The 19,902-nt window shown below is 59.4% G+C and carries 18 protein-coding genes, 2 tRNA genes and 1 other RNA gene; 12 read left to right on the top strand and 9 right to left on the bottom strand.

All coding sequences use genetic code 11. The features are described from left to right. Window positions 1-193: 193 nt before the first annotated feature. Complete coding sequence (adhE, locus tag BRD58_RS07905; protein WP_012848361.1) at window positions 194-2,866, top strand: bifunctional acetaldehyde-CoA/alcohol dehydrogenase; 2,673 nt, start codon at window positions 194-196, stop codon at window positions 2,864-2,866. A gap of 410 nt (window positions 2,867-3,276) precedes the next feature. Here the strand turns inward: adhE and BRD58_RS07895 are convergent, their stop codons facing one another. Beyond that, complete coding sequence (locus BRD58_RS07895) at window positions 3,277-3,864, bottom strand: thymidine kinase (protein ID WP_012848359.1); 588 nt, start codon at window positions 3,862-3,864, stop codon at window positions 3,277-3,279. A gap of 516 nt (window positions 3,865-4,380) precedes the next feature. Between BRD58_RS07895 and hns the strand changes: the two genes are divergently transcribed. Then, window positions 4,381-4,788 carry a histone-like nucleoid-structuring protein H-NS gene (gene hns / locus BRD58_RS07890; protein ID WP_015461379.1) on the top strand — a complete coding sequence of 136 codons (408 nt, stop codon included), beginning with the start codon at window positions 4,381-4,383 and terminating at the stop codon, window positions 4,786-4,788. Window positions 4,789-4,809: 21 nt separating this feature from the next. Here the strand turns inward: hns and BRD58_RS18035 are convergent, their stop codons facing one another. The 3 genes from BRD58_RS18035 to rssB all read right to left on the bottom strand — a co-directional run bounded on the left by BRD58_RS18035 (window position 4,810) and on the right by rssB (window position 7,253). Further along, a complete protein-coding gene (locus tag BRD58_RS18035; protein ID WP_012848357.1) occupies window positions 4,810-4,959 on the bottom strand; it encodes a hypothetical protein in 150 nt (49 codons plus the stop codon). Window positions 4,960-5,061: 102 nt separating this feature from the next. Next, complete coding sequence (gene galU, locus BRD58_RS07885) at window positions 5,062-5,973, bottom strand: UTP--glucose-1-phosphate uridylyltransferase GalU (protein WP_012848356.1); 912 nt, start codon at window positions 5,971-5,973, stop codon at window positions 5,062-5,064. A gap of 212 nt (window positions 5,974-6,185) precedes the next feature. Beyond that, entirely contained in the window at window positions 6,186-7,253 is a 1,068-nt protein-coding gene (rssB, locus tag BRD58_RS07880) for a two-component system response regulator RssB (RefSeq protein ID WP_069578494.1), read from the bottom strand. A 220-nt stretch (window positions 7,254-7,473) separates the two neighbouring features. On the opposite strand from rssB, the gene BRD58_RS07875 reads away from it, so the two are divergent. The 8 genes from BRD58_RS07875 (at window position 7,474) to BRD58_RS07840 (ending at window position 11,490) form a co-directional block, all read left to right on the top strand. After that, the gene (locus tag BRD58_RS07875) at window positions 7,474-7,956 is read left to right on the top strand and encodes a YchJ family protein (RefSeq protein WP_069578493.1); all 483 of its coding nucleotides are present in this window, start codon (window positions 7,474-7,476) and stop codon (window positions 7,954-7,956) included. An 88-nt stretch (window positions 7,957-8,044) separates the two neighbouring features. Beyond that, window positions 8,045-8,893 (top strand): formyltetrahydrofolate deformylase, encoded by an 849-nt coding sequence (gene purU, locus BRD58_RS07870; protein ID WP_034168789.1) that lies wholly within the window; start codon window positions 8,045-8,047, stop codon window positions 8,891-8,893. A 153-nt stretch (window positions 8,894-9,046) separates the two neighbouring features. Next, window positions 9,047-9,131, top strand: a tRNA-Tyr gene (locus tag BRD58_RS07865). Between the two features lie 78 nt (window positions 9,132-9,209). Beyond that, window positions 9,210-9,294 (top strand) — tRNA-Tyr (locus tag BRD58_RS07860). Window positions 9,295-9,339: 45 nt separating this feature from the next. Then, window positions 9,340-9,469, top strand: a non-coding RNA gene (locus tag BRD58_RS07855) — RtT sRNA. 118 nt (window positions 9,470-9,587) lie between these two features. Next, on the top strand, window positions 9,588-10,157 hold the full coding sequence (locus BRD58_RS07850; protein ID WP_012848350.1) for an LOG family protein: 570 nt from the start codon (window positions 9,588-9,590) through the stop codon (window positions 10,155-10,157). A gap of 98 nt (window positions 10,158-10,255) precedes the next feature. Then, window positions 10,256-11,065: an exodeoxyribonuclease III gene (gene xthA / locus BRD58_RS07845; RefSeq protein WP_069578492.1), complete on the top strand. Its 810-nt coding sequence runs from the start codon at window positions 10,256-10,258 to the stop codon at window positions 11,063-11,065. Further along, window positions 11,062-11,490 (top strand): pyrimidine (deoxy)nucleoside triphosphate diphosphatase, encoded by a 429-nt coding sequence (locus tag BRD58_RS07840; protein ID WP_069578491.1) that lies wholly within the window; start codon window positions 11,062-11,064, stop codon window positions 11,488-11,490. The genes xthA and BRD58_RS07840 overlap by 4 nt, the downstream gene beginning before the upstream one ends. Window positions 11,491-11,517: 27 nt before the next feature. On the opposite strand, the gene BRD58_RS07835 is transcribed toward BRD58_RS07840, so the two are convergent. The 5 genes from BRD58_RS07835 to BRD58_RS07815 form a co-directional block, all read right to left on the bottom strand. After that, window positions 11,518-11,841, bottom strand: coding sequence for a DUF1496 domain-containing protein (locus BRD58_RS07835; protein WP_012848347.1), 324 nt, complete (start codon window positions 11,839-11,841; stop codon window positions 11,518-11,520). Then, entirely contained in the window at window positions 11,838-13,766 is a 1,929-nt protein-coding gene (locus tag BRD58_RS07830) for a DNA topoisomerase III (protein ID WP_015461373.1), read from the bottom strand. The genes BRD58_RS07835 and BRD58_RS07830 overlap by 4 nt, the downstream gene beginning before the upstream one ends. A gap of 8 nt (window positions 13,767-13,774) precedes the next feature. Beyond that, window positions 13,775-14,887 carry a tRNA 2-selenouridine(34) synthase MnmH gene (gene mnmH, locus BRD58_RS07825; RefSeq protein ID WP_012848345.1) on the bottom strand — a complete coding sequence of 371 codons (1,113 nt, stop codon included), beginning with the start codon at window positions 14,885-14,887 and terminating at the stop codon, window positions 13,775-13,777. Continuing rightward, window positions 14,884-15,930 (bottom strand): selenide, water dikinase SelD, encoded by a 1,047-nt coding sequence (gene selD / locus BRD58_RS07820; protein ID WP_012848344.1) that lies wholly within the window; start codon window positions 15,928-15,930, stop codon window positions 14,884-14,886. The genes mnmH and selD overlap by 4 nt, the downstream gene beginning before the upstream one ends. 204 nt (window positions 15,931-16,134) lie before the next feature. Beyond that, the gene (locus tag BRD58_RS07815; protein ID WP_015461372.1) at window positions 16,135-16,683 is read right to left on the bottom strand and encodes an NAD(P)H nitroreductase; all 549 of its coding nucleotides are present in this window, start codon (window positions 16,681-16,683) and stop codon (window positions 16,135-16,137) included. Between the two features lie 205 nt (window positions 16,684-16,888). Here BRD58_RS07815 and sppA point away from each other — a divergent pair, with 205 nt between their 5' ends. Together sppA and ansA are read left to right on the top strand one after the other, a co-directional pair. Then, window positions 16,889-18,742 (top strand): signal peptide peptidase SppA, encoded by a 1,854-nt coding sequence (gene sppA / locus BRD58_RS07810; RefSeq protein WP_012848341.1) that lies wholly within the window; start codon window positions 16,889-16,891, stop codon window positions 18,740-18,742. Window positions 18,743-18,873: 131 nt separating this feature from the next. After that, entirely contained in the window at window positions 18,874-19,890 is a 1,017-nt protein-coding gene (gene ansA / locus BRD58_RS07805; RefSeq protein WP_034168354.1) for an asparaginase, read from the top strand. Window positions 19,891-19,902: the final 12 nt, after the last annotated feature.

The following is a 19,902-nucleotide window of genomic DNA, read 5'->3' as shown; positions in this document are numbered from 1 at the left end:
GATGGCCATCTCGGCAAGGTGCCAGGATAACGCGTTCGACGCGGCGCCCACCTTACCCCCACGTTAAGCTGTTTTAGCAAATTAGCAGCCCGTCGGCAGCGAATGCCCGGCTAAGCGATGCACCAGCATCTATACTGGTATGCCTCATGCGGCTGATTGACTAAAAAAGTTTAACATTATCAGGAGAGCATTCATGGCTGTAACCAACACTGCTGAACTCGATGCGCTGGTCGCCCGTGTCAAAAAAGCCCAACGCGAGTTTGCCAACTTCTCTCAGGAACAGGTAGACAAAATCTTCCGCGCCGCCGCTCTGGCCGCTGCCGATGCCCGTATTCCGCTGGCTAAAATGGCCGTCGCTGAATCCGGCATGGGTATCGTGGAAGATAAGGTGATCAAAAACCACTTCGCCTCCGAATATATCTACAACGCCTATAAAGATGAAAAGACCTGCGGCATCCTGTCCGAAGACGATACCTTCGGCACCATCACCATCGCCGAGCCGACCGGCCTGATCTGTGGCATCGTACCGACCACCAACCCGACCTCTACCGCGATCTTCAAGGCGCTGATCAGCCTGAAGACCCGCAACGGCATCATCTTCTCCCCGCATCCGCGCGCCAAGCAGGCGACCAACAAAGCCGCCGATATCGTGCTGCAGGCTGCCATCGCCGCCGGCGCACCGAAAGACATCATCGGCTGGATCGATGAGCCGTCCGTCGAGCTGTCCAACGCGCTGATGCACCATCCGGACATCAACCTGATCCTGGCCACCGGTGGCCCGGGCATGGTTAAAGCGGCCTATAGCTCCGGCAAACCGGCCATCGGCGTTGGCGCCGGCAACACCCCGGTCGTGATCGACGAAACCGCGGATATCAAGCGCGCCGTCGCCTCTATCCTGATGTCCAAAACCTTCGATAACGGCGTTATCTGTGCTTCCGAGCAGTCTGTTATCGTCGTTGACGCCGTCTACGATAAGGTTCGCGAGCGTTTCGCTACCCACGGCGGCTACCTGCTGCAGGGGAAAGAGCTGAAAGCCGTTCAGGATATCATCCTGAAGAATGGCGCGCTGAACGCCGCCATCGTAGGCCAGCCGGCAGAGAAGATCGCCGAAATGGCCGGCATCAGCGTACCGGCGGGGACCAAGATCCTAATCGGCGAAGTCAGCGTCGTTGACGACTCCGAGCCGTTCGCCCACGAAAAACTGTCTCCGACCCTGGCCATGTACCGCGCCAAAAACTTCGAAGACGCCGTCGAGAAAGCCGAGAAACTGGTTGCCATGGGCGGTATCGGTCATACCTCCTGCCTGTACACCGACCAGGATAACCAGGGTGCGCGCGTAAACTACTTCGGCGAGAAGATGAAGACCGCCCGTATCCTGATCAATACCCCGGCCTCTCAAGGGGGTATCGGTGACCTGTACAACTTCAAGCTGGCGCCTTCCCTGACGCTGGGCTGCGGCTCCTGGGGCGGTAACTCCATCTCTGAAAACGTGGGTCCGAAGCACCTGATCAACAAGAAAACGGTAGCGAAGCGAGCAGAAAACATGTTGTGGCATAAACTTCCGAAGTCTATCTACTTCCGCCGCGGCGCCCTGCCGATCGCACTGGAAGAAGTGGCAACCGACGGTGCCAAGCGCGCCTTTATCGTCACCGACCGTTTCCTGTTCAACAACGGTTATGCCGACCAGGTTACCAACGTACTGAAAGCACACGGTATCGAAACCGAAGTCTTCTTCGAAGTTGAAGCCGATCCGACCCTGAGCATCGTGCGCAAAGGCGCCGAGCAGATGAACTCCTTCAAGCCGGACGTGATCATCGCGCTGGGCGGCGGCTCCCCGATGGATGCGGCCAAGATCATGTGGGTGATGTACGAGCATCCGGAAACCCACTTCGAAGAGCTGGCGCTGCGCTTTATGGATATCCGTAAGCGTATCTACAAGTTCCCGAAAATGGGCGTCAAAGCCAAGATGATCGCCATCACCACCACCTCTGGCACCGGCTCTGAAGTAACGCCGTTCGCCGTGGTGACCGACGACGCGACCGGGCAGAAATACCCGCTGGCTGACTATGCGCTGACGCCGGACATGGCCATCGTTGATGCCAACCTGGTGATGAATATGCCGAAATCCCTGTGCGCCTTCGGCGGTCTGGATGCGGTAACCCATGCGCTGGAAGCCTACGTTTCCGTTTTGGCCAACGAATACTCTGACGGCCAGGCACTGCAGGCTCTGAAACTGCTGAAAGAGTTCCTGCCGGCCAGCTATGCCGAAGGCGCTAAAAACCCGGTAGCCCGCGAGCGTGTGCACAACGCCGCCACTATCGCCGGCATCGCGTTTGCCAACGCCTTCCTCGGGGTATGTCACTCCATGGCCCACAAACTGGGCTCCGAGTTCCACATTCCGCACGGTCTGGCCAACGCCCTGCTGATCTCGAACGTTATTCGCTACAACGCGAACGACAACCCGACCAAGCAGACCGCGTTCAGCCAGTACGACCGTCCGCAGGCGCGTCGTCGTTACGCTGAAATCGCAGACCACCTGGGTCTGAGCGCACCGGGCGACCGCACCGCGCAGAAGATCGAGAAGCTGCTGGCCTGGCTGGAGAGCATCAAGGCTGAACTGGGTATCCCGGCCTCCATCCGTGAAGCCGGCGTACAGGAAGCCGACTTCCTGGCGAAAGTGGACAAGCTGTCCGAAGATGCTTTCGACGATCAGTGCACCGGCGCCAACCCGCGCTATCCGCTGATTGCCGAACTCAAGCAAATTCTGCTGGACACCTACTATGGCCGCGAGTTCGTCGAGCACGCGCAGGAAGAAAGCAAGACCGTTGCCGCGCCGAAAGCGGAAAAGAAGGCCAAAAAAGCCTGATTAATCCCGCGCCATGCCGATGCGCACTGATGCAATCGGCATAAATCACTGTACGGGCCCCGCTTACGCGGGGCCCGTTTTCTTTATCTATCGCCCAGACGCGTCTCCCCTCGCCGTAGCGCGCCCGCCCGATGTGGGGGTTAACCGCAGCCATCGCCGCGTGCTGTGCGGCGTGCAAAGGCCATGCCGCCGCCGTGGTTCACGGGACACAGGGCTCGGCGTAAGGAGAGCATCTGCACAGGATGAGGCCAGCCTCCGCATCGCGCTCAGCGGGAACGATATCGGCGCGGTGCACGCGGGGCGGTCGTTATCGACGGATCACCGCGCCATGGCCTGAGGAAGGCGCTGGAGAGGCTGAGAGGCGTTGAACGCGCGCCGGGCGACGCGCGCAGAGGATGAGCGACGGGAGGTTACGGGGCGGTCACGCCGAGCATTTCCTTATAATGCCGACGACAAACGGAGACATAGCGCTCATTACCGCCGATCACTACCTGCTCACCGTCTTTCAGCGCCCGTCCATCCTGATCCAGACGCAGCACCATATTCGCCTTGCGGCCACAGTGGCAGATAGTCTTAAGCTCTACCAACTTATCGGCCCAGGCCAGCAAATATTGGCTACCGGGAAAGAGTTCCGCCCGGAAATCGGTCCGTAAGCCGTAGCACAGCACCGGAATATCTAAATCATCGACCACCGTCGACAGCGCCAGCACCTGCGCTTTAGTGAGAAACTGACTTTCATCGACCAGAACGCAGTGTACACACTGCTGCCGATGCGCTTGGTGGATCTCAGCCAGCAGATCGGTCTGCTGATTATACAGCATCGCAGGCGAGTGCAGCCCGATACGCGAGCTGACCTGCCCCACCGCATAGCGATTATCTATTTCAGCCGTGAATACGAGGGTATGCATACCCCGCTCGCGGTAGTTATAAGAGGACTGTAACAGCGCCGTGGATTTCCCGGCATTCATTGCAGAGTAATAAAAATAAAGTTGTGCCATCAAACAGCCTTAAACCGAAAAAATCACCTGATGTGCAGGATTCTACCATATATGCCGGGCCGCGTGATGTCCGGGTTATTCCCCAAGACACCGCTTCGCCGATGTGCAAAATCTGTACAAACCGCACTTATCTACCGGCATACGAGAGCGTGCTTACAGAATAAATATGACGTGATTCATGCAAATAAGTGATCGACCTAACAGTTGTCTCCGGCAGGTTTATGACAAGCATACCATAAGCACTTCCCGGACAATTGTCCGCGCAAAGGCAGAATCAGGGTGCATTTATATACATTAAACGGCTAATCAACAGGTAAAACCGCACACGGAATGGCCTAGCCAGCGTCGTACGGTGATATAGATAATAGGGTGAAATATTAACAAGGTCAGCCTCTCGATATTTGACTCATACCGACGAATATTTTTCCATTCTTACAAAATTCACTATTGCGTTAAATAAAGTCGCACTCTATTATAAAGATGACGCCCCCACCAATATAATTTGAGATTAGGAAAATGAGCGAAGCATTAAAAATTCTTAACAACATTCGTACTCTCCGCGCCCAGGCCCGTGAATGCACTCTGGAAACTCTAGAAGAAATGCTGGAGAAACTGGAAGTCGTGGTAAAAGAGCGCCGCGAAGAAGATCAGCAAGCTCAGGCCGAGATCGAAGAGCGTACCCGTAAACTGCAGCAGTACCGTGAAATGCTGATCGCAGACGGCATCGACCCGAATGAACTGCTGCAGACCATGAATGCCACCAAGGTTGCCGGCAAAACCAAGCGTGCTGCACGTCCGGCTAAATATCAGTATGTTGACGAAAATGGCGAAACCAAAACTTGGACCGGTCAGGGTCGTACCCCTGCCGTGATCAAGAACGCCATTGAAGAGCAGGGCAAGTCTCTGGACGACTTCCTGATCTAATCGAGACACTCGGTACCTATGTTAAAAATAGCCTCTGATGAGGCTATTTTTGTTTTCCCCATCACTCCTGCCAACGCCACCGCCGCACACCGCCTCATTATTGGTAATGATTGTTTCTGTATGGTTATTACCGCTGCGCCCTTCACCGCCATTAGGAATAGTCTCATTCATGAATTTAATCAATTATAGGTACCCAACAACCCATACCTTTGTCTAGTTGCATAATGACAAAAAAAATGGCGCCCCCAAGGACGCCATCTTTTATTTACCGATTTACTTGCTTAAATTCAGCCCTTTGATCCAGGCTGCAAAATCTTTGCCCAGCGCAGGATGACGTAGCCCATACTCGACAAACGCCTGCATATAGCCCAGCTTATTTCCACAGTCATGGCTACGCCCTTTCAGGTGGTAAGCCTCAACGGTTTCATTCTTAAGCAGCATGGCAATGGCATCCGTCAGCTGAATTTCCTCACCGGCTCCCGGCGGGGTTTTAGACAGCAACGGCCAAATGTCCGGAGAGAGAACATAGCGGCCAACGATAGACAGGTTAGACGGCGCCTTATCGCGCGGCGGCTTTTCAACCACGGCGCGAATAGCAATGCTTTCCCCCGCAGCCAATTGCGCACCGCTGCAATCCACCACGCCATAATTAGAAACATCGGCCATCGGCACCGGCTCAACCATAATCTGGCTGGCGCCGGTGGACTCATAGCGACGCAGCATCTCACTCAGGTTATCGCTGCTTAAATCTGCGCTGTATTCATCCAGAATAACGTCAGGCAATATCACGGCAAAAGGCTCATCGCCGACCAGCGGATGAGCGCACAGAATGGCATGACCTAAACCTTTAGCCAGTCCCTGACGCACCTGCATAATGGTCACGTGCTTAGGACAAATGGCCTGGACTTCGGCCAGCAGCTGACGCTTAACGCGCTTCTCAAGGATCGCCTCCAGCTCAAAGCTGGTATCGAAGTGGTTCTCGATGGAGTTCTTCGATGAATGCGTGACTAAAATGATCTCATTAATACCGGCGGCAATACACTCATTAACCACGTACTGGATCAGCGGTTTATCTACCAGCGGCAACATTTCTTTAGGAATAGCTTTCGTTGCTGGCAGCATACGCGTTCCCAATCCGGCCACCGGGATAACGGCTTTTTTTACTTTTCTCACTGACGTTGACATACAACCTCTCTATACGAATGGCGCATTGTTCGCTCGTCCATAACCGAACGATATGAATGCAAAACTCTCAGCGAGTATACCAGCTCGGTAATCACGCGCATGTCTTTCATCTGTATTTAAGATCAAATGGATAAACAAACGACAGCGCCCAGAACAGCGCCGGTTGATGAGAAAAAGGATAGCAGAAAATACCGAAAAACGCGGAGGGCCACCTACCGCGCGATGGCCCCCGGCGCCAGATGCCGCAGCGCCTGTAGCGCCTGATGCTCCGGTGCCGCCAGCATCAGGCGAAGCTGCCCTACGCTGCTCCAGATCTGACACTGCCAACGTCGACTGCGCAGGCTGAGCTGGTTCACATGTATGCTCCCCAGGGTTCCCAGCGGCATAGCGCCACTCAGCTGAACCGTACGATCCTCCGCCTCCAGCCGAGCGTGTAACCCTGCGGAAACCAGCACCACATTGCCACTAACGGCATGATAATAGCCGGCCAGCATCGGAAACTGCCCGCGCAGCCCCGCCTTGCGCAGCAGCTGGTTGACGCGTTTAAGGATCACTGACATAGGCGGCAATGGTCGCTCCTGAGCGGCCAGCTGGCTTTGCAACAGCGCGTTAAAGATAGCGCGGATCATCAGCGCCGCGAGAACGCCATACTCTGCGCTACGCGTCGTATCCAGGCAGTAAAACGCCATATCCCGCGACGACAGCGGCGCAATATCGAGAACCAAGCCGCAGCTGTCCGGCTCCGTCAGCTGGCGGTAATTGACTCGACAGCCGGCGATCACCTGCTGAACCGGCGGCTGTAGCTGGCGCAGAAGCCGCACGGCCTGCGCAGGCTCACGCTGCAGCGCAGCCCAATCATGGCTCAGGGCATTCTCCTCCAGCGCCAGCGAATCGAACAGCGCCGGGTAGAGGCAGGCCAGCAGCATCTGCCTCAGGCGGGTAAAATCACGCACCGGCTTCAGCAGGACATCCTTCGCCCCGAGCCGCATCGCGCGGGCAATATCGCTGACCGACTCCGTCGCCGAAATCACCATTACCGGGGTCTGGCTGCCGCGCATCAGCAGGTGGCGCAATAGCTCAATGCCATTCATTTCCGGCATAGATAAATCGCACAGGATAAGGTCGGGATGACACTGCGGATACAGTTTCAACGCCTCGCGTCCGTTGGCCGCCTCGGTGACCCTGACGCCCTGCGTCGTCAGATACCCGGCCAACAGGCGACGAAACACGGCGTCATCGTCGACGATCATAATCTGTTTATCGGTGAGCACCTGTGACATGGCCGGCCTCTCATACGCTGACTGATCCTAGTGTGGTTCAATATCGGCACGCTTGCCCTGACGACCAGTAAAAATGTTATATATTGCGCGATTCCCCGCAGTTTTCTAAAAATCAGATTTTTACTTATCTACGGTGGATATTGGTTATTATGATCAGAATAGAAGCCGGGCGATATTGCGCCTAACCTTTTCTCACCAATAGTTGCAAATGGTTATTCCTATGACGTTACGCCACCCTCTCGATGCGCCCTGCCCCTGCGGCAGCGAGCGCCTATTTTCTGACTGCTGCGCCCCTTACCTGAACGGAGAGCTGCGGGCGACAACGCCAGAGCAGCTGATGCGCTCACGCTACAGCGCCTTTGTCACCCACCACGCCGACTATCTGATCGCCACCTGGCATCCCGACTGCCAGATGGCGGCGGAGCGCGAGGCGATTATCGCCAGCTTTGCCGATACCCAATGGCTGGGACTCCGCGTTATCGCCGCGATGCCGGGCCGCGATGCGCATGAAGGCTTTGTCGAGTTTATCGCCCGCTTTCATACCCCCTCGACGCATCAAAACGGCGCGATTCACGAACGATCGCGTTTTCTGGATCTCAATCACACTTGGTACTATGTTGATGGAGCCCGGCCCACGGTAGGACGCAATGACCCCTGCCCGTGCGCCAGCGGCAACAAATATAAAAAATGCTGCGGACGCTAGGCTGCGTCCCGCCCTGAACGGGGAATTAACGCTCCCTTCTCGGCGGGCCCGGCGGTAACGGCCCCGGCGAGAACAAGGATGCAAACACATGTCACAACCCGTTATTCAACGAAAAGTACTGCGTACCGTCTGCCCCGATGCCAAGGGGCTGATCGCCAAAATCACCAATATCTGTTACAAGCATCAGCTCAACATTATTCAGAACAATGAGTTCGTCGACCACGCCAGCGGGCGCTTCTTTATGCGTACCGAGCTTGAGGGGATCTTTAACGACGCCACCCTGCTGGCCGATCTGGATGACGCACTGCCGCCGGGGTCTGACCGCGAAATCATCACTACATCCCGTCAGCGCATCGTAATCCTGGTCACCAAGGAGGCCCACTGTCTAGGCGATCTGCTGATCAAGAGCGCCTATGGCGGACTGGATGTCGAGATTGCCGCCGTGATCGGCAACCACGCGACGCTACAGGCGTTAGTCGAAAAGTTTGATATCCCCTTCGTCCTGATCGGTCACGAAGGCCTTAGCCGCGAGGCGCACGATGCGGCCGTCGCCGAACAGATCGATCGGTTTGAGCCGGACTACGTGGTGCTGGCCAAATATATGCGGGTGCTGACCCCCGGCTTTGTCGCCCGCTATCCTGACCGCATCATCAATATCCATCACTCGTTTCTCCCGGCGTTTATCGGCGCCCGCCCCTATCACCAGGCCTACCAGCGCGGGGTGAAGATCATTGGCGCGACGGCGCACTTTGTAAACAATGACTTGGATGAAGGACCGATCATCATGCAGGACGTTATCCACGTCGATCACAGCTATACCGCAGAGGAGATGATACGCGCGGGGCGCGATGTGGAAAAAAATGTGCTCAGTCGAGCCCTGTATCGCGTGCTGGCTCAGCGGGTATTCGTCTGCGGCAATCGCACTGTAATTTTCTGATTTGTTCGTTTTTTCTCTGTTTTCTGTACGCCCGCACAGCAGTGCGGGCAAAAAAATCGGCAAACGAAATTTTTTTCCTCTCCAACGCTTTACAGCGCGGCGCGATTTGTTATTATGCGCCCCGCTTCCGGTGATAACGAAGCGCGACAATCTGGTGGGGTTCCCGAGCGGCCAAAGGGAGCAGACTGTAAATCTGCCGTCTCAGACTTCGAAGGTTCGAATCCTTCCCCCACCACCATTTCTTCTCTCGAAATGGTGTCGTAAAACGCCTTAGCCCGGCGTCCGGTTTTACCGGTTAACAATGTAATTCCCAAAAGGTGGGGTTCCCGAGCGGCCAAAGGGAGCAGACTGTAAATCTGCCGTCTCAGACTTCGAAGGTTCGAATCCTTCCCCCACCACCATTCTCCTGCTGTTCTCTGCTATACATCCCAAATACCTATATCAAGCCATGACCCGATCCGGGAAAGGTGAGAACCGTCGACCCAGGTTCGCGTCGAGCAACGCGAGACAACGTTGCCGCAGGCCACGGCCGTAGGGCGAGCCGCAGCGCGGCGAGTCATCCTTCCCCCGTCTTCTGCTGCTCTCTATCGTCTATCCCAAACGCCTGTATCGGCCCCAAACACGGCGCTTATCCCTTGCCATCCGACGGGACATTCGCTATATCTCACACTTTGCCTGCAAATTAAGGGAAATAATGCGTAATGCGATTTGTGTCTTTTGCGGAGCCAGCGACGGCGTAGCCGAACGCTACGTGGACAGCGCTCGCCATTTGGGGCGCACCTTGGCCCGCCAGGGACGAACGCTGATCTACGGCGGCGGCGACAAGGGGCTGATGGGGGCGCTGGCTAACGCAGCGCTGGAGGCCGGCGGCGAGGTTCACGGCGTGATCCCCCAGCGTTTAGTGGATGCCGAAACGGCGCATCACGGCCTGACGTCGCTGGAGATCGTCCCCGATATGCACACGCGCAAGGCGCACATGGCGGCCCGAGCCGACGGATTCATCGCCCTCCCGGGCGGCATCGGTACCCTGGAGGAGCTGTTTGAGATCTGGACCTGGAGTCAAATTGGCTGCCACAGCAAGCCGGTAGGGCTGCTGGACGTAGGATGCTATTATCAGCGCCTGTGCGACTTTTTACGCTACAGCGCCGACGAAGGGTTTATTCGTCCCCCTTATCTGGCGACGCTGCTGCGCGACGACAGCGCCGAGCGCCTGCTGGATGCGTTCGATAGCTACCGGCCACACAACCTGAGCCGCTGGGACTGAACGCCGCCCATCCCCCGAATACCCCCACGCAGGACAAGGTTCAGCTCGCGCCCGCCATCTGCTACCATGCGGGCACCTTTATTCAATGGCCAGAATCCATGAAGTTTATCTCTTTCAACATCAACGGGCTGCGCGCCCGCCCCCATCAGCTCGCGGCGATTGTTGAGAAGCACAGCCCGGACGTGATCGGTCTGCAGGAAACCAAGGTACATGACGATATGTTTCCGCTGCAGGATCTGGCGCAGCTGGGGTATCACCTGCACTACCACGGCCAGAAAGGCCACTACGGCGTCGCCCTGCTGACCCGTATGGCACCGTTGGCGGTGCTTAAGGGCTTCCCGGGTGACGATGCCGAGGCGCAGCGGCGCATCATCATGGCCGATATCCCCACCGAGCTGGGCACGCTGACCGTCATTAACGGCTACTTTCCTCAGGGCGAAAGCCGCGATCACCCGATAAAGTTCCCGGCAAAGAGCAAATTCTACGCCGATCTGCAGCGCTATCTGCAGGATGCGCTCTCGCCGCAGAACCCGGTGCTGATCATGGGCGACATGAACATCACTCCGCGCGATATCGACATCGGGATCGGCGAAGATAGCCGGCGGCGCTGGCTGCGCAGCGGCAAGTGCTCCTTCCTGCCGGAAGAGCGGGAGTGGCTGGATCGTCTGCTGGCGTGGGGGCTGGTCGATACCTATCGTCAGGCCAACCCGCAGGGTGACGAGCGCTTCTCGTGGTTCGACTACCGCTCCAAGGGGTTCGATGATAATCGCGGTCTGCGTATCGATTTGCTGCTGGCCAGTCAGCCGCTGGCCCAGCGCTGTACCGATACCGGCATCGACTACGCGATCCGCGCCATGGAGAAACCCTCGGATCACGCCCCGATCTGGGCCGAGTTCGCGCTGTCATGAGCGCGCAGACGGCGGAGAAAATCCTGCACGTCGTCGCAGCCATCATTGAGCGACGCGGCGCCATCCTGCTAGCCCAGCGTGGCTCAGGACAGGATCAGGCGGGGCTGTGGGAGTTTCCCGGCGGGAAAGTCGAGGCGGGAGAGAGTCAGCCCCAGGCGCTGCAGCGTGAGCTGGATGAAGAGCTGGGGCTACGCTGCCGGGTCAGCGACTATGTCGCCAGCAGCACGTTACACCTGCCGGGTAAGCGCATTCACCTGCACGCCTGGCGGGTAGAGCCGGAAGAGGGCGAGCCCGAGGTGCGAGAGCACGCGGCGCTGTGCTGGGTTACCCCATGCCAGGCGCAGACATACGACCTGGCACCGGCGGATAGACCGCTGCTGCAGGCCTATCTGGATCTGCTGGCGCGTTTTCACGCCGATGCCTGAGGCCAGCGCAACGAGATCCTGTTGCGTTTACCCTTTCTTCAGCACGACCCAGCGCAGGTTGTTGGTACTCAACACCTGCGGATTAGCCTGACACTGTAGCAGCAGGCCATCCGTGCTGACGACCGCCCCCTCGGAGTAGTAGCGATCCTGATACAGGCAGCAGCGGCTGCAGTTCACGCCGTTGACCCCGTTGGTATATCCGTTGGCCGGCATCGGCACCACCACATCGATACCGCCGGCGGCGACGGCGGCGGCCCCCTGCTGGGCACCGTCGGTGGAGACGGATCCCTGAGCCTGTAGCGCCCCGCTCCACAGCAGCGCAGCGAGCGCCATCATTACGGCCTGTTTCATGCTTTTTTCCTCTTATTTGACGCAGTTGATGCCCCTTTGGCGCGCCGTGGCCGGGCGCTCTCAGCGGGCGGCAGATCACGGAACGCTCGGGGGTTCACGGCGGTACGCGCCTGGTGGATCAACTGCTGCAGCGTCTCCACCAGCGGGTGCATAAAGTCCTGGTAGCGGCAGCCCCGCTCACTGATCTTCGTCAGCGTCGCCTCCCAGTGTGCCGTCATATCCGGACGACCGGCCATCTCGGGCAAACAGTGGATCAGCGCGCTGCCCGCCGGGCTGGCGTGGATATAGCGCCCCTTTTTATGCAGAAACCCGCGGCGAAACAGCAGTTCGATAATACCGGCGCGCGTAGCCTCGGTCCCTAAACCATCGGTCGCTCGCAGGATTTTCTTTAGCGATTTATCCTGCACAAAACGGGCGATCCCGGTCATGGCCGACAGCAGCGTGGCATCGGTAAAGTGACGCGGCGGCTGCGTCTGGCGCGCCATCAGCTCGCCCCGCTCGCAGTGCAGCAGGTCATCCCGGGCCACCACCGGCAGCGGCATCCCCTCATCTTCGTCGTCGCGCTCCTTGGCACCGAGCAGCGCACGCCAGCCGGCCTGAGACAGAAAACGCGCCTTGGCGATAAAGATCCCCCCCTCAATCTCCAGATCGATGACGCACTTACGGTACTGCGCATCGGGGCAGAACTGCATCAGGTACTGACGCGCCACCAGCTGATAGATATTGCGCTCATCCTCATTTAGCGCGACGCTGCCTGCCCGGGCCGTGGGAATGATGGCATGGTGGGCATCAACCTTGCTGTCATCCCAGCAGCGGTTACGCCGCTGGACGTCGACGCTCTCCAGATTGGCCAGCGTCGGCGCATGGGCGGCAATCGCCGCCATCACCGCATGGCGCCCGGCAAAGTGCTCCTCCGGCAGGTAACGGCTGTCGGAGCGGGGATAGGTCAATAGCTTATGGGTTTCATACAGACGCTGACAGGTATCCAGAACCTGCTGAGCGCTCATGGCAAAGCGTTTGGCGGCCTCGATCTGCAGCGCTGACAGGGAGAACGGCAGCGGCGCCACCTCAGACTCACGCTTATCGTTATAGCCGGTCACCCGGGCGGGTTTATCCTGGATCCGGGCGATAACATGCTCCGCCAGCGCACGGTTGAGCAGGCGCCCCTCTTCATCCTGATGGGGTTCGCAGGCCTCGCTGGGCTGCCACTGCGCCCAGAAGCGCTCGCCGGCCGGCGTTACGATATGCGCCCGCACCTCGTAGTAGTCCTTGGCGACAAAGTGCGCGATCTCCTCATCGCGGCGAACCACCAGCCCGAGCACCGGCGTCTGCACCCGGCCCACGGAGAGCACGCCGTTATAGCCGGCGTTGCGCCCCAGCAGGGTATAGGCGCGGGTCATGTTGATGCCATACAGCCAGTCGGCGCGCGCGCGCGCCAGCGCGGAGACGCACAGCGGCATAAACTCATGGTTATCGCGCAGTCGCTCCAGCGCCCGCGCCACCGCCTGGGGGTTAAGATCGTTGATCAGGCAGCGCTGTACCTGGCGCCGCTTTTCCGGCGCCAGGGCCAGAAAGTCGAGCACCTCATCCACCAGCAGCTGCCCTTCGCGATCCGGGTCTCCGGCGTGCACCACCTGCTGCGCATCGCGCAGCAGGCGCTCGATCACCTTCAGCTGCTTGGCGCTCGATGCCTTGGGTCGCAGCTGCCACTTCTGCGGTACAATCGGCAGATCGGCCAGATTCCAGCGCGCGTAGCGGGCATCGTAGGCATCCGGCTCGGCCTGCTCCAGCAGATGACCCACGCACCAGGTCACCACGTCGCCGTCACCGCACTGAATATAGCCATCCGCACGCCGGTGCGGCTTAGGCAACACATCCGCAATGGCCCGCCCCAGGCTGGGCTTTTCCGCAATAAACAGCCGCATCAGTCACCCTATGTCTGGCTGAGAGAGAGAAGATATTCCCTGACGGCCCGATAGTCACCGCGAAAAACAATCCGCGCTGCCTTCTTCTCCAACTGGTAGCCGTACATCGGATCATAGTAGTCATGCAGCAGCGGGACCAGCCAGGCCAGATGTCCCTCACTGCCGCGGCCAGCCTGCTGCTGCTGCAGCGCTCTGACCAAATGGGCATCCAGCTCAGCGTAACGCTCTAGCCCCAGTCGACGACGGATGGCAAACAGCCCGTGATGCAGGTACTCCGCATAGGCCTGCCAGCCCGCTTCTTGGCCATAGGCGCGCTCATACTCCACGCGCATCAGGTCGATATACTCCTCCTGCAGCCGAACCAGACGGGCCTCAAAGGGCTCATCCACCACCGCCACCGCCGCCTGCAGCATCTGATTATAGAAGCACAGCGGAACATGGTTAGAGCCGATCACCCGCCCCTCATCCTCCAGAATCCAGCGGCGGATACCGGCGCGGTGCTTCTTCAGCAGGGCGATGCCGAGCTGATTTTCAAAGTCGATCTGCGTGCCCTGCGCGACCACGGTACGTCCAAAGGAGGAGCCGCGGTGGTGGGCGGCGCCCTCCAGATCGATACCGGCGCGCAGCTCACGCAGCATCCGCGTTTTGCCACAGCCGGTATTGCCGCCGATCAGCACCATCGGCAGCGTCGACGCCTGCTCGGTAAACTGCAGGATGGCATGGCGCAGCGCCTTATAGCCCCCCTCGATCAGCGGATAGTCCAGTCCCGACTCGCGCAGCCACTGCTGTACGATATGGGAGCGCAGGCCGCCGCGGAAACAGTAGAGATAGCCCTCGGGGTGACGCTGGCACTGCTCACGCCAGGCCGCGATGCGCGCGGCGCGCACCTCGCCGTAGACCAGGCGATTACCCAGCGCGATGGCGGCGTCTTGCCCCTGCTGCTTGTAGCAGATACCGACCGCCTCGCGTTCGCTGTCCAGCATCAGCGGCAGGTTACAGGCGCTGGGAAACGCCCCGGACTGAAACTCTACCGGGGCGCGCACATCGATTAACGGAACGTCATTGGCCAGGATGGCGAGGTAGTCCGTGCCATCCGGGCGGGTTACAGCCTTGCCTGTCATTCCTGAACCTCGATCAGCGGTTCACCCGCACGCGGCGCGTGCAGCTCACCGATGGCGCTCAGCGTCAGACCATGGCGCAGCGCGACGTCGCGTACCGCCGCCTCGGCCTCCGGCGTTACCGCCAGCAGCAGACCGCCGGAAGTTTGCGGATCGCACAGCAGCTGACGCTGCAGCGGGTCCATCGCCCCGACCAGATGTCCATAGCTGTCAAAGTTACGCCCGGTTCCCCCCGGCACGCAGCCCTGTGCGATATACGCCTCGACGCCGGGGAGGCGCGGGATCTGATCAAACCACAGCGTCGCCTGCAGACCGGAGCCCTGACAAATCTCGCTCAGGTGCCCCAGCAGGCCAAACCCGGTCACGTCGGTCATCGCCGTCACGCCCTGAATATCGGCAAAGTCGGCGCCCGGGCTGTTCAGCTGACACATGGTATCGCGCGCCAGCCCGCGGTGCTCAGGGCGCAGCGCGCTCTTCTTCTCTGCAGTCGTCAGCACGCCGATCCCCAGCGGCTTGGTCAGATAGAGACGGCAGCCAGCCTGCGCCGCGCTGTTCTTCTTCACTCGTTCGGTGCTGACCGTCCCGGTGACCGCCAGGCCAAAAATCGGCTCCGGCGCGTCAATGGAGTGGCCCCCGGCCAGGGAAATCCCGGCCTCGCGACACACCTGACGCCCCCCTTCGATGACCTGGCGGGCAATCTCCGGCGCCAGCTTCTCCAGCGGCCAGCCCAGAATAGCGATCGCCATGATCGGTTTACCGCCCATGGCGTAGATATCACTGATGGCATTGGTGGCCGCGATACGGCCAAAATCATACGGATCGTCCACGATGGGCATAAAGAAGTCGGTGGTACTGATAATGCCAACCCCGTTGCCGATATCGTAAACCGCCGCGTCGTCGCGCGTCTCATTTCCCACCAGCAGGTGGGGATCGACAAACTTGGCCTGCTCACTGTGCAGGATGGACTCCAATACTTTCGGCGAGATTTTGCAGCCACATCCCGCCCCATGGCTGTACTGTGTCAAACGAATGGCCGGCGCAGTCATACCCTACTCCTCTCCATCAAGAAAAATAAAATCACGCAATAGTAGCGCCAGCGCGGGGAATTGATAAGTCACGCGATCAATAAGCCGCGCGATCGCACAAAGGCAAACGGTTACGCGCACAGGAAATGGTCATTCAACGTGCCCCGGCGAGACCGCTGACGCCGGGGCACGTGACACGCATACTGAATGAGAAAGAGGAGAGGATCAGAATGGGCGGACAAAGGCGCTGCTATCCAGCGGCTGTACTCTGGCGGCCTTCAGGGTGGGTGTGCCCAGATAGAGAAAACCGACGATGGCATCCTGTTCGCGGCAGCCAAACGCCTGGCGTACCCGGGGTGCCTCGGTCCAGTGGCCGCTGCGCCAGATACCGTTAAATCCCTGCGCCTGCGCCGCCATCTGCATCGCCATCACGGCACACCCGGCGGAGGCGATCTGCTCCCACTGAGGCACCCGACTGTCGCGATTACAGTGGGCGATCACCGTGACGATCAGCGGCGCGCGAAAGGGCGCGCTGCGGGCCTTCTCAACGCCTTTCTCATCGCGCCCCTCGGCCAGCGCGATATCGTGCAGCAGCGCGCTCAGACGCTCACGCCCGTCGCCCTGCACGGTTACGAAGCGCCACGGCTGCAGGCCGCCGTGGTCCGGCGCGCGCAGCCCGGCCTGAAAAATGTTTTCCAGCGCCTGATCGGACGGGGCGGGCTCGCTCAGGCGGGAAGCGGAACGACGCTGCAGCAGGAGCTCTAATGCATCCATGGGACTCTCCAAGTGATAAGTCAAACACATAGTCTGTAATGATGTTACAGAGAGGTTACGACAATTATCCCCCCGCGCGCCGTAAGATGCCAGCCCCGACATACGCACAGAGGGCGGACCAGCGCTGCCGGGCGCATATCGACGCTGACTTTTCCCGGCGACGCCGCTAGGATAGCGGAATTGCAATCATTGACCTGGAGTTAACATGCGCATGCTATGGCGCTCTATCGCCGGCGCGTTCCGCTGGTGCTGGCGAATACTCAATTTTATTCGCGAGTTTATCCTTAACCTGTTTTTAGTCCTGCTGATCCTGATCGGCGTCGGTATCTACCTTCAGTTTCAGGATACGCCCGTCGATCCTGCCACCAAAGGCGCTCTGCTGGTGGATCTCAACGGCGTGGTGGTCGATAACCCCGCGCTGAACAGCAAATTCGGGCAGCTGGGCCGAGAGCTACTGGGCATCCGCGGCGCGGCGCTACAGGAGAACTCCCTGTTCGATCTGGTGGAGACCCTGCGCCAGGCCAAAAGCGATCCCAATATTACCGGGCTGGTGTTATCGCTGAATAACTTTGCCGGCGCGGATCAGCCGTCGCTGCAGTACATTGGCAAGGCGCTGGCCGAGTTCCGCGCCAGCGGTAAGCCGATCCTGGCGGTCGGTGAAAGCTACACCCAGGCGCAGTATTTCCTGGCCAGCTATGCAAATAAGATCTACCTCTCCCCCCAGGGCAGCGTCGGCCTGCAGGGGATGGCGACCAATAACCTCTACTATAAGAGCCTGCTGGATAAACTGGATGTCAGCACCCACATCTTCCGCGTCGGCACCTATAAGTCCGCCGTCGAACCGCTGATGCGCGACCAGATGTCGCCGCAGGCGCGCAGCGCTGACAGCCAGTGGCTCAACGGTATGTGGAATAACTATTTGGCCACCGTTGCCGCCAACCGCCACCTTACGCCGGAGCAAGTTTTCCCCGGCGCCGAGCAGATGCTGAAAGGGCTACAGGCCACCGGCGGTGATATGGCGCAGTACGCCGTACTGCATCGGCTGGTCGACGGGCTGGCATCGCGCAGCGAGGTCGAGGGTATTCTGTCCAAACAGTTTGGCTGGGATACGCGCGCGCGCGACTACCGCCACATCAGTCTCTATGACTATCCCCTGAAGCCGAAGCCTACGGGCAATGGCCAGATCGCCGTTATTTTTGCCAGCGGGCCGATCATCGATGGCGAGGCGACGCCGGGCAGCGTCGGCGGTGATACGACCGCGGCCCAGATTCGCCAGGCGCGTCTCGATCCGGCTATCCGCGCGATCATCCTACGGGTCAACAGCCCCGGCGGCAGCGTCACCGCCTCTGAAGAGATCCGGTCGGCGCTGGCGGCGGCGCGCGACGCCGGTAAGCCGGTGGTGGTCTCCATGGGAGGACTGGCGGCATCCGGCGGTTACTGGATCTCGACGCCCGCCAACGCCATTATCGCCAGCCCCAGCACCCTCACCGGCTCGATCGGGATCTTTGGGGTAATCAATACCTTTGAAAAACCGCTGAGCCAGCTGGGTGTCTATACGGACGGCGTCGCTACCTCGCCGCTGGCCGACACCGCCCTGACCAAAGCGCTGCCGCAGAGCGTCAGCGATCTGATGCAACTGACGATAGAGAACGGCTATCAGCGCTTTATCAGCCTGGTGGCCACCGCCCGTCATAAAACGCCGGCGCAGATCGATAGCATCGCGCAGGGGCGCGTCTGGCTGGGCGTCGATGCCAAAGCCAATGGGTTGGTCGATCGATTGGGCGACTTTGACGATGCCGTCAGCCAGGCGGCGACGCTGGCCGGCATCAAGCAGCCTCAGCTGCGGTGGTATGTCGATAATCCGAGCTTTAGCGAAATGGTGTTCAGCCAGCTGACCAGCTCCGTACAGGCATCCCTACCGCAGGCGCTGCAGGGCATGATCCCCGCCTCACTGCTCCAGCTCTCACGCCAGATTTCGGCGCAGAGCGATTGGGTCGCCTCTCTCAACGATCCGCAGCAGCGCTACGCGCTGTGCCTGAGCTGTAGCGAGATCCGTTAATCCTGCCTCCCGTCGGGCGAGCAGGCCATTATTCATGGCTGCTGGCCCGGCGGGCTTTTTTTCTTCCGTATTATCCCTATAATCCACGCATATTTGCGCATCAGCGCCCCAGCTACGGCGAACTTTCTGTCATGCAAAAAAAATCTATCTATGTGGCCTACACCGGCGGCACCATCGGCATGCAACGCTCCGCACAGGGCTACATCCCCGTCTCCGGGCACCTGCAGCGTCAGCTGGCGCTGATGCCGGAGTTTCACCGCCCAGAGATGCCGGACTTTACCATCCATGAGTATCAGCCGCTGATCGACTCGTCCGACACCACGCCCGCCGACTGGCAGCACATCGCCGACGATATTCAGGCCAACTACGCCAACTATGATGGCTTTGTGATCCTGCATGGCACCGATACCATGGCGTTTACCGCCTCGGCGCTCTCGTTTATGTTCGAGAACCTGGCGAAACCGGTGATCGTCACCGGCTCACAGATCCCGCTCGCCGAGCTGCGATCTGACGGGCAGACCAACCTGTTAAACGCCCTCTATCTGGCGGCCAACTACCCGATCAATGAAGTCTCGCTGTTCTTCAATAATAAAATGTTCCGCGGCAACCGGACGACCAAGGCGCACGCCGACGGCTTTGACGCCTTCGCCTCGCCCAACTATCCCATCCTGCTGGAGGCCGGGATCAACATTCGCCGCATCGCGCCGCTGGTAACGCCGCTGCATCAGGCGCCGTTTCGGGTTCACCCCATCACGCCGCAGCCGATCGGGGTAGTGACCCTCTATCCCGGAATCTCGGCCGATGTGGTGCGCAACTTCCTACGTCAACCTGTACGGGCGCTGATCCTGCGCTCCTATGGCGTCGGCAACGCGCCGCAGAACCCGGAGCTGCTCGATGAGCTGATCCACGCCTCACAGCGCGGTATCGTCGTCGTCAACCTGACCCAGTGCTTCTCCGGCCGGGTCAACATGGAGGGCTACGCCACCGGTAACGCCCTGGCCCACGCCGGGGTGATCAGCGGTTTTGACATGACGGTTGAGGCAGCGCTGACTAAACTGCATTATCTACTGAGCCAATCGCTGGCCGCAGACCAAATCCGCCGCCTGATGCAGCAGGATCTGCGCGGTGAGCTGAGTGAGAACCCCTAGGCATCCTATCTC

The organism is Edwardsiella piscicida (genome assembly GCF_001896205.1).
In the GTDB taxonomy this organism is placed as follows: domain Bacteria; phylum Pseudomonadota; class Gammaproteobacteria; order Enterobacterales; family Enterobacteriaceae; genus Edwardsiella; species Edwardsiella piscicida.
This window is presented reverse-complemented; position numbering and strand designations above follow the sequence as displayed.

Bases quoted from the DNA above. Each gene is read 5' to 3' on its own strand.
- BRD58_RS07835 (WP_012848347.1), bottom strand. From the start codon at position 11,841: ATGAAACAGGCCGTAATGATGGCGCTCGCTGCGCTGCTGTGGAGCGGG.
- selD (WP_012848344.1), bottom strand. From the start codon at position 15,930: ATGACTGCGCCGGCCATTCGTTTGACACAGTACAGCCATGGGGCGGGA.
- galU (WP_012848356.1), bottom strand. From the start codon at position 5,973: ATGTCAACGTCAGTGAGAAAAGTAAAAAAAGCCGTTATCCCGGTGGCC.
- BRD58_RS18035 (WP_012848357.1), bottom strand. From the start codon at position 4,959: ATGAATGAGACTATTCCTAATGGCGGTGAAGGGCGCAGCGGTAATAAC.
- BRD58_RS07875 (WP_069578493.1), top strand. From the start codon at position 7,474: ATGACGTTACGCCACCCTCTCGATGCGCCCTGCCCCTGCGGCAGCGAG.
- BRD58_RS07895 (WP_012848359.1), bottom strand. From the start codon at position 3,864: ATGGCACAACTTTATTTTTATTACTCTGCAATGAATGCCGGGAAATCC.
- rssB (WP_069578494.1), bottom strand. From the start codon at position 7,253: ATGTCACAGGTGCTCACCGATAAACAGATTATGATCGTCGACGATGAC.
- BRD58_RS07815 (WP_015461372.1), bottom strand. From the start codon at position 16,683: ATGGATGCATTAGAGCTCCTGCTGCAGCGTCGTTCCGCTTCCCGCCTG.
- adhE (WP_012848361.1), top strand. From the start codon at position 194: ATGGCTGTAACCAACACTGCTGAACTCGATGCGCTGGTCGCCCGTGTC.
- ansA (WP_034168354.1), top strand. From the start codon at position 18,874: ATGCAAAAAAAATCTATCTATGTGGCCTACACCGGCGGCACCATCGGC.
- purU (WP_034168789.1), top strand. From the start codon at position 8,045: ATGTCACAACCCGTTATTCAACGAAAAGTACTGCGTACCGTCTGCCCC.
- BRD58_RS07830 (WP_015461373.1), bottom strand. From the start codon at position 13,766: ATGCGGCTGTTTATTGCGGAAAAGCCCAGCCTGGGGCGGGCCATTGCG.
- sppA (WP_012848341.1), top strand. From the start codon at position 16,889: ATGCGCATGCTATGGCGCTCTATCGCCGGCGCGTTCCGCTGGTGCTGG.
- xthA (WP_069578492.1), top strand. From the start codon at position 10,256: ATGAAGTTTATCTCTTTCAACATCAACGGGCTGCGCGCCCGCCCCCAT.
- BRD58_RS07850 (WP_012848350.1), top strand. From the start codon at position 9,588: ATGCGTAATGCGATTTGTGTCTTTTGCGGAGCCAGCGACGGCGTAGCC.
- mnmH (WP_012848345.1), bottom strand. From the start codon at position 14,887: ATGACAGGCAAGGCTGTAACCCGCCCGGATGGCACGGACTACCTCGCC.
- BRD58_RS07840 (WP_069578491.1), top strand. From the start codon at position 11,062: ATGAGCGCGCAGACGGCGGAGAAAATCCTGCACGTCGTCGCAGCCATC.
- hns (WP_015461379.1), top strand. From the start codon at position 4,381: ATGAGCGAAGCATTAAAAATTCTTAACAACATTCGTACTCTCCGCGCC.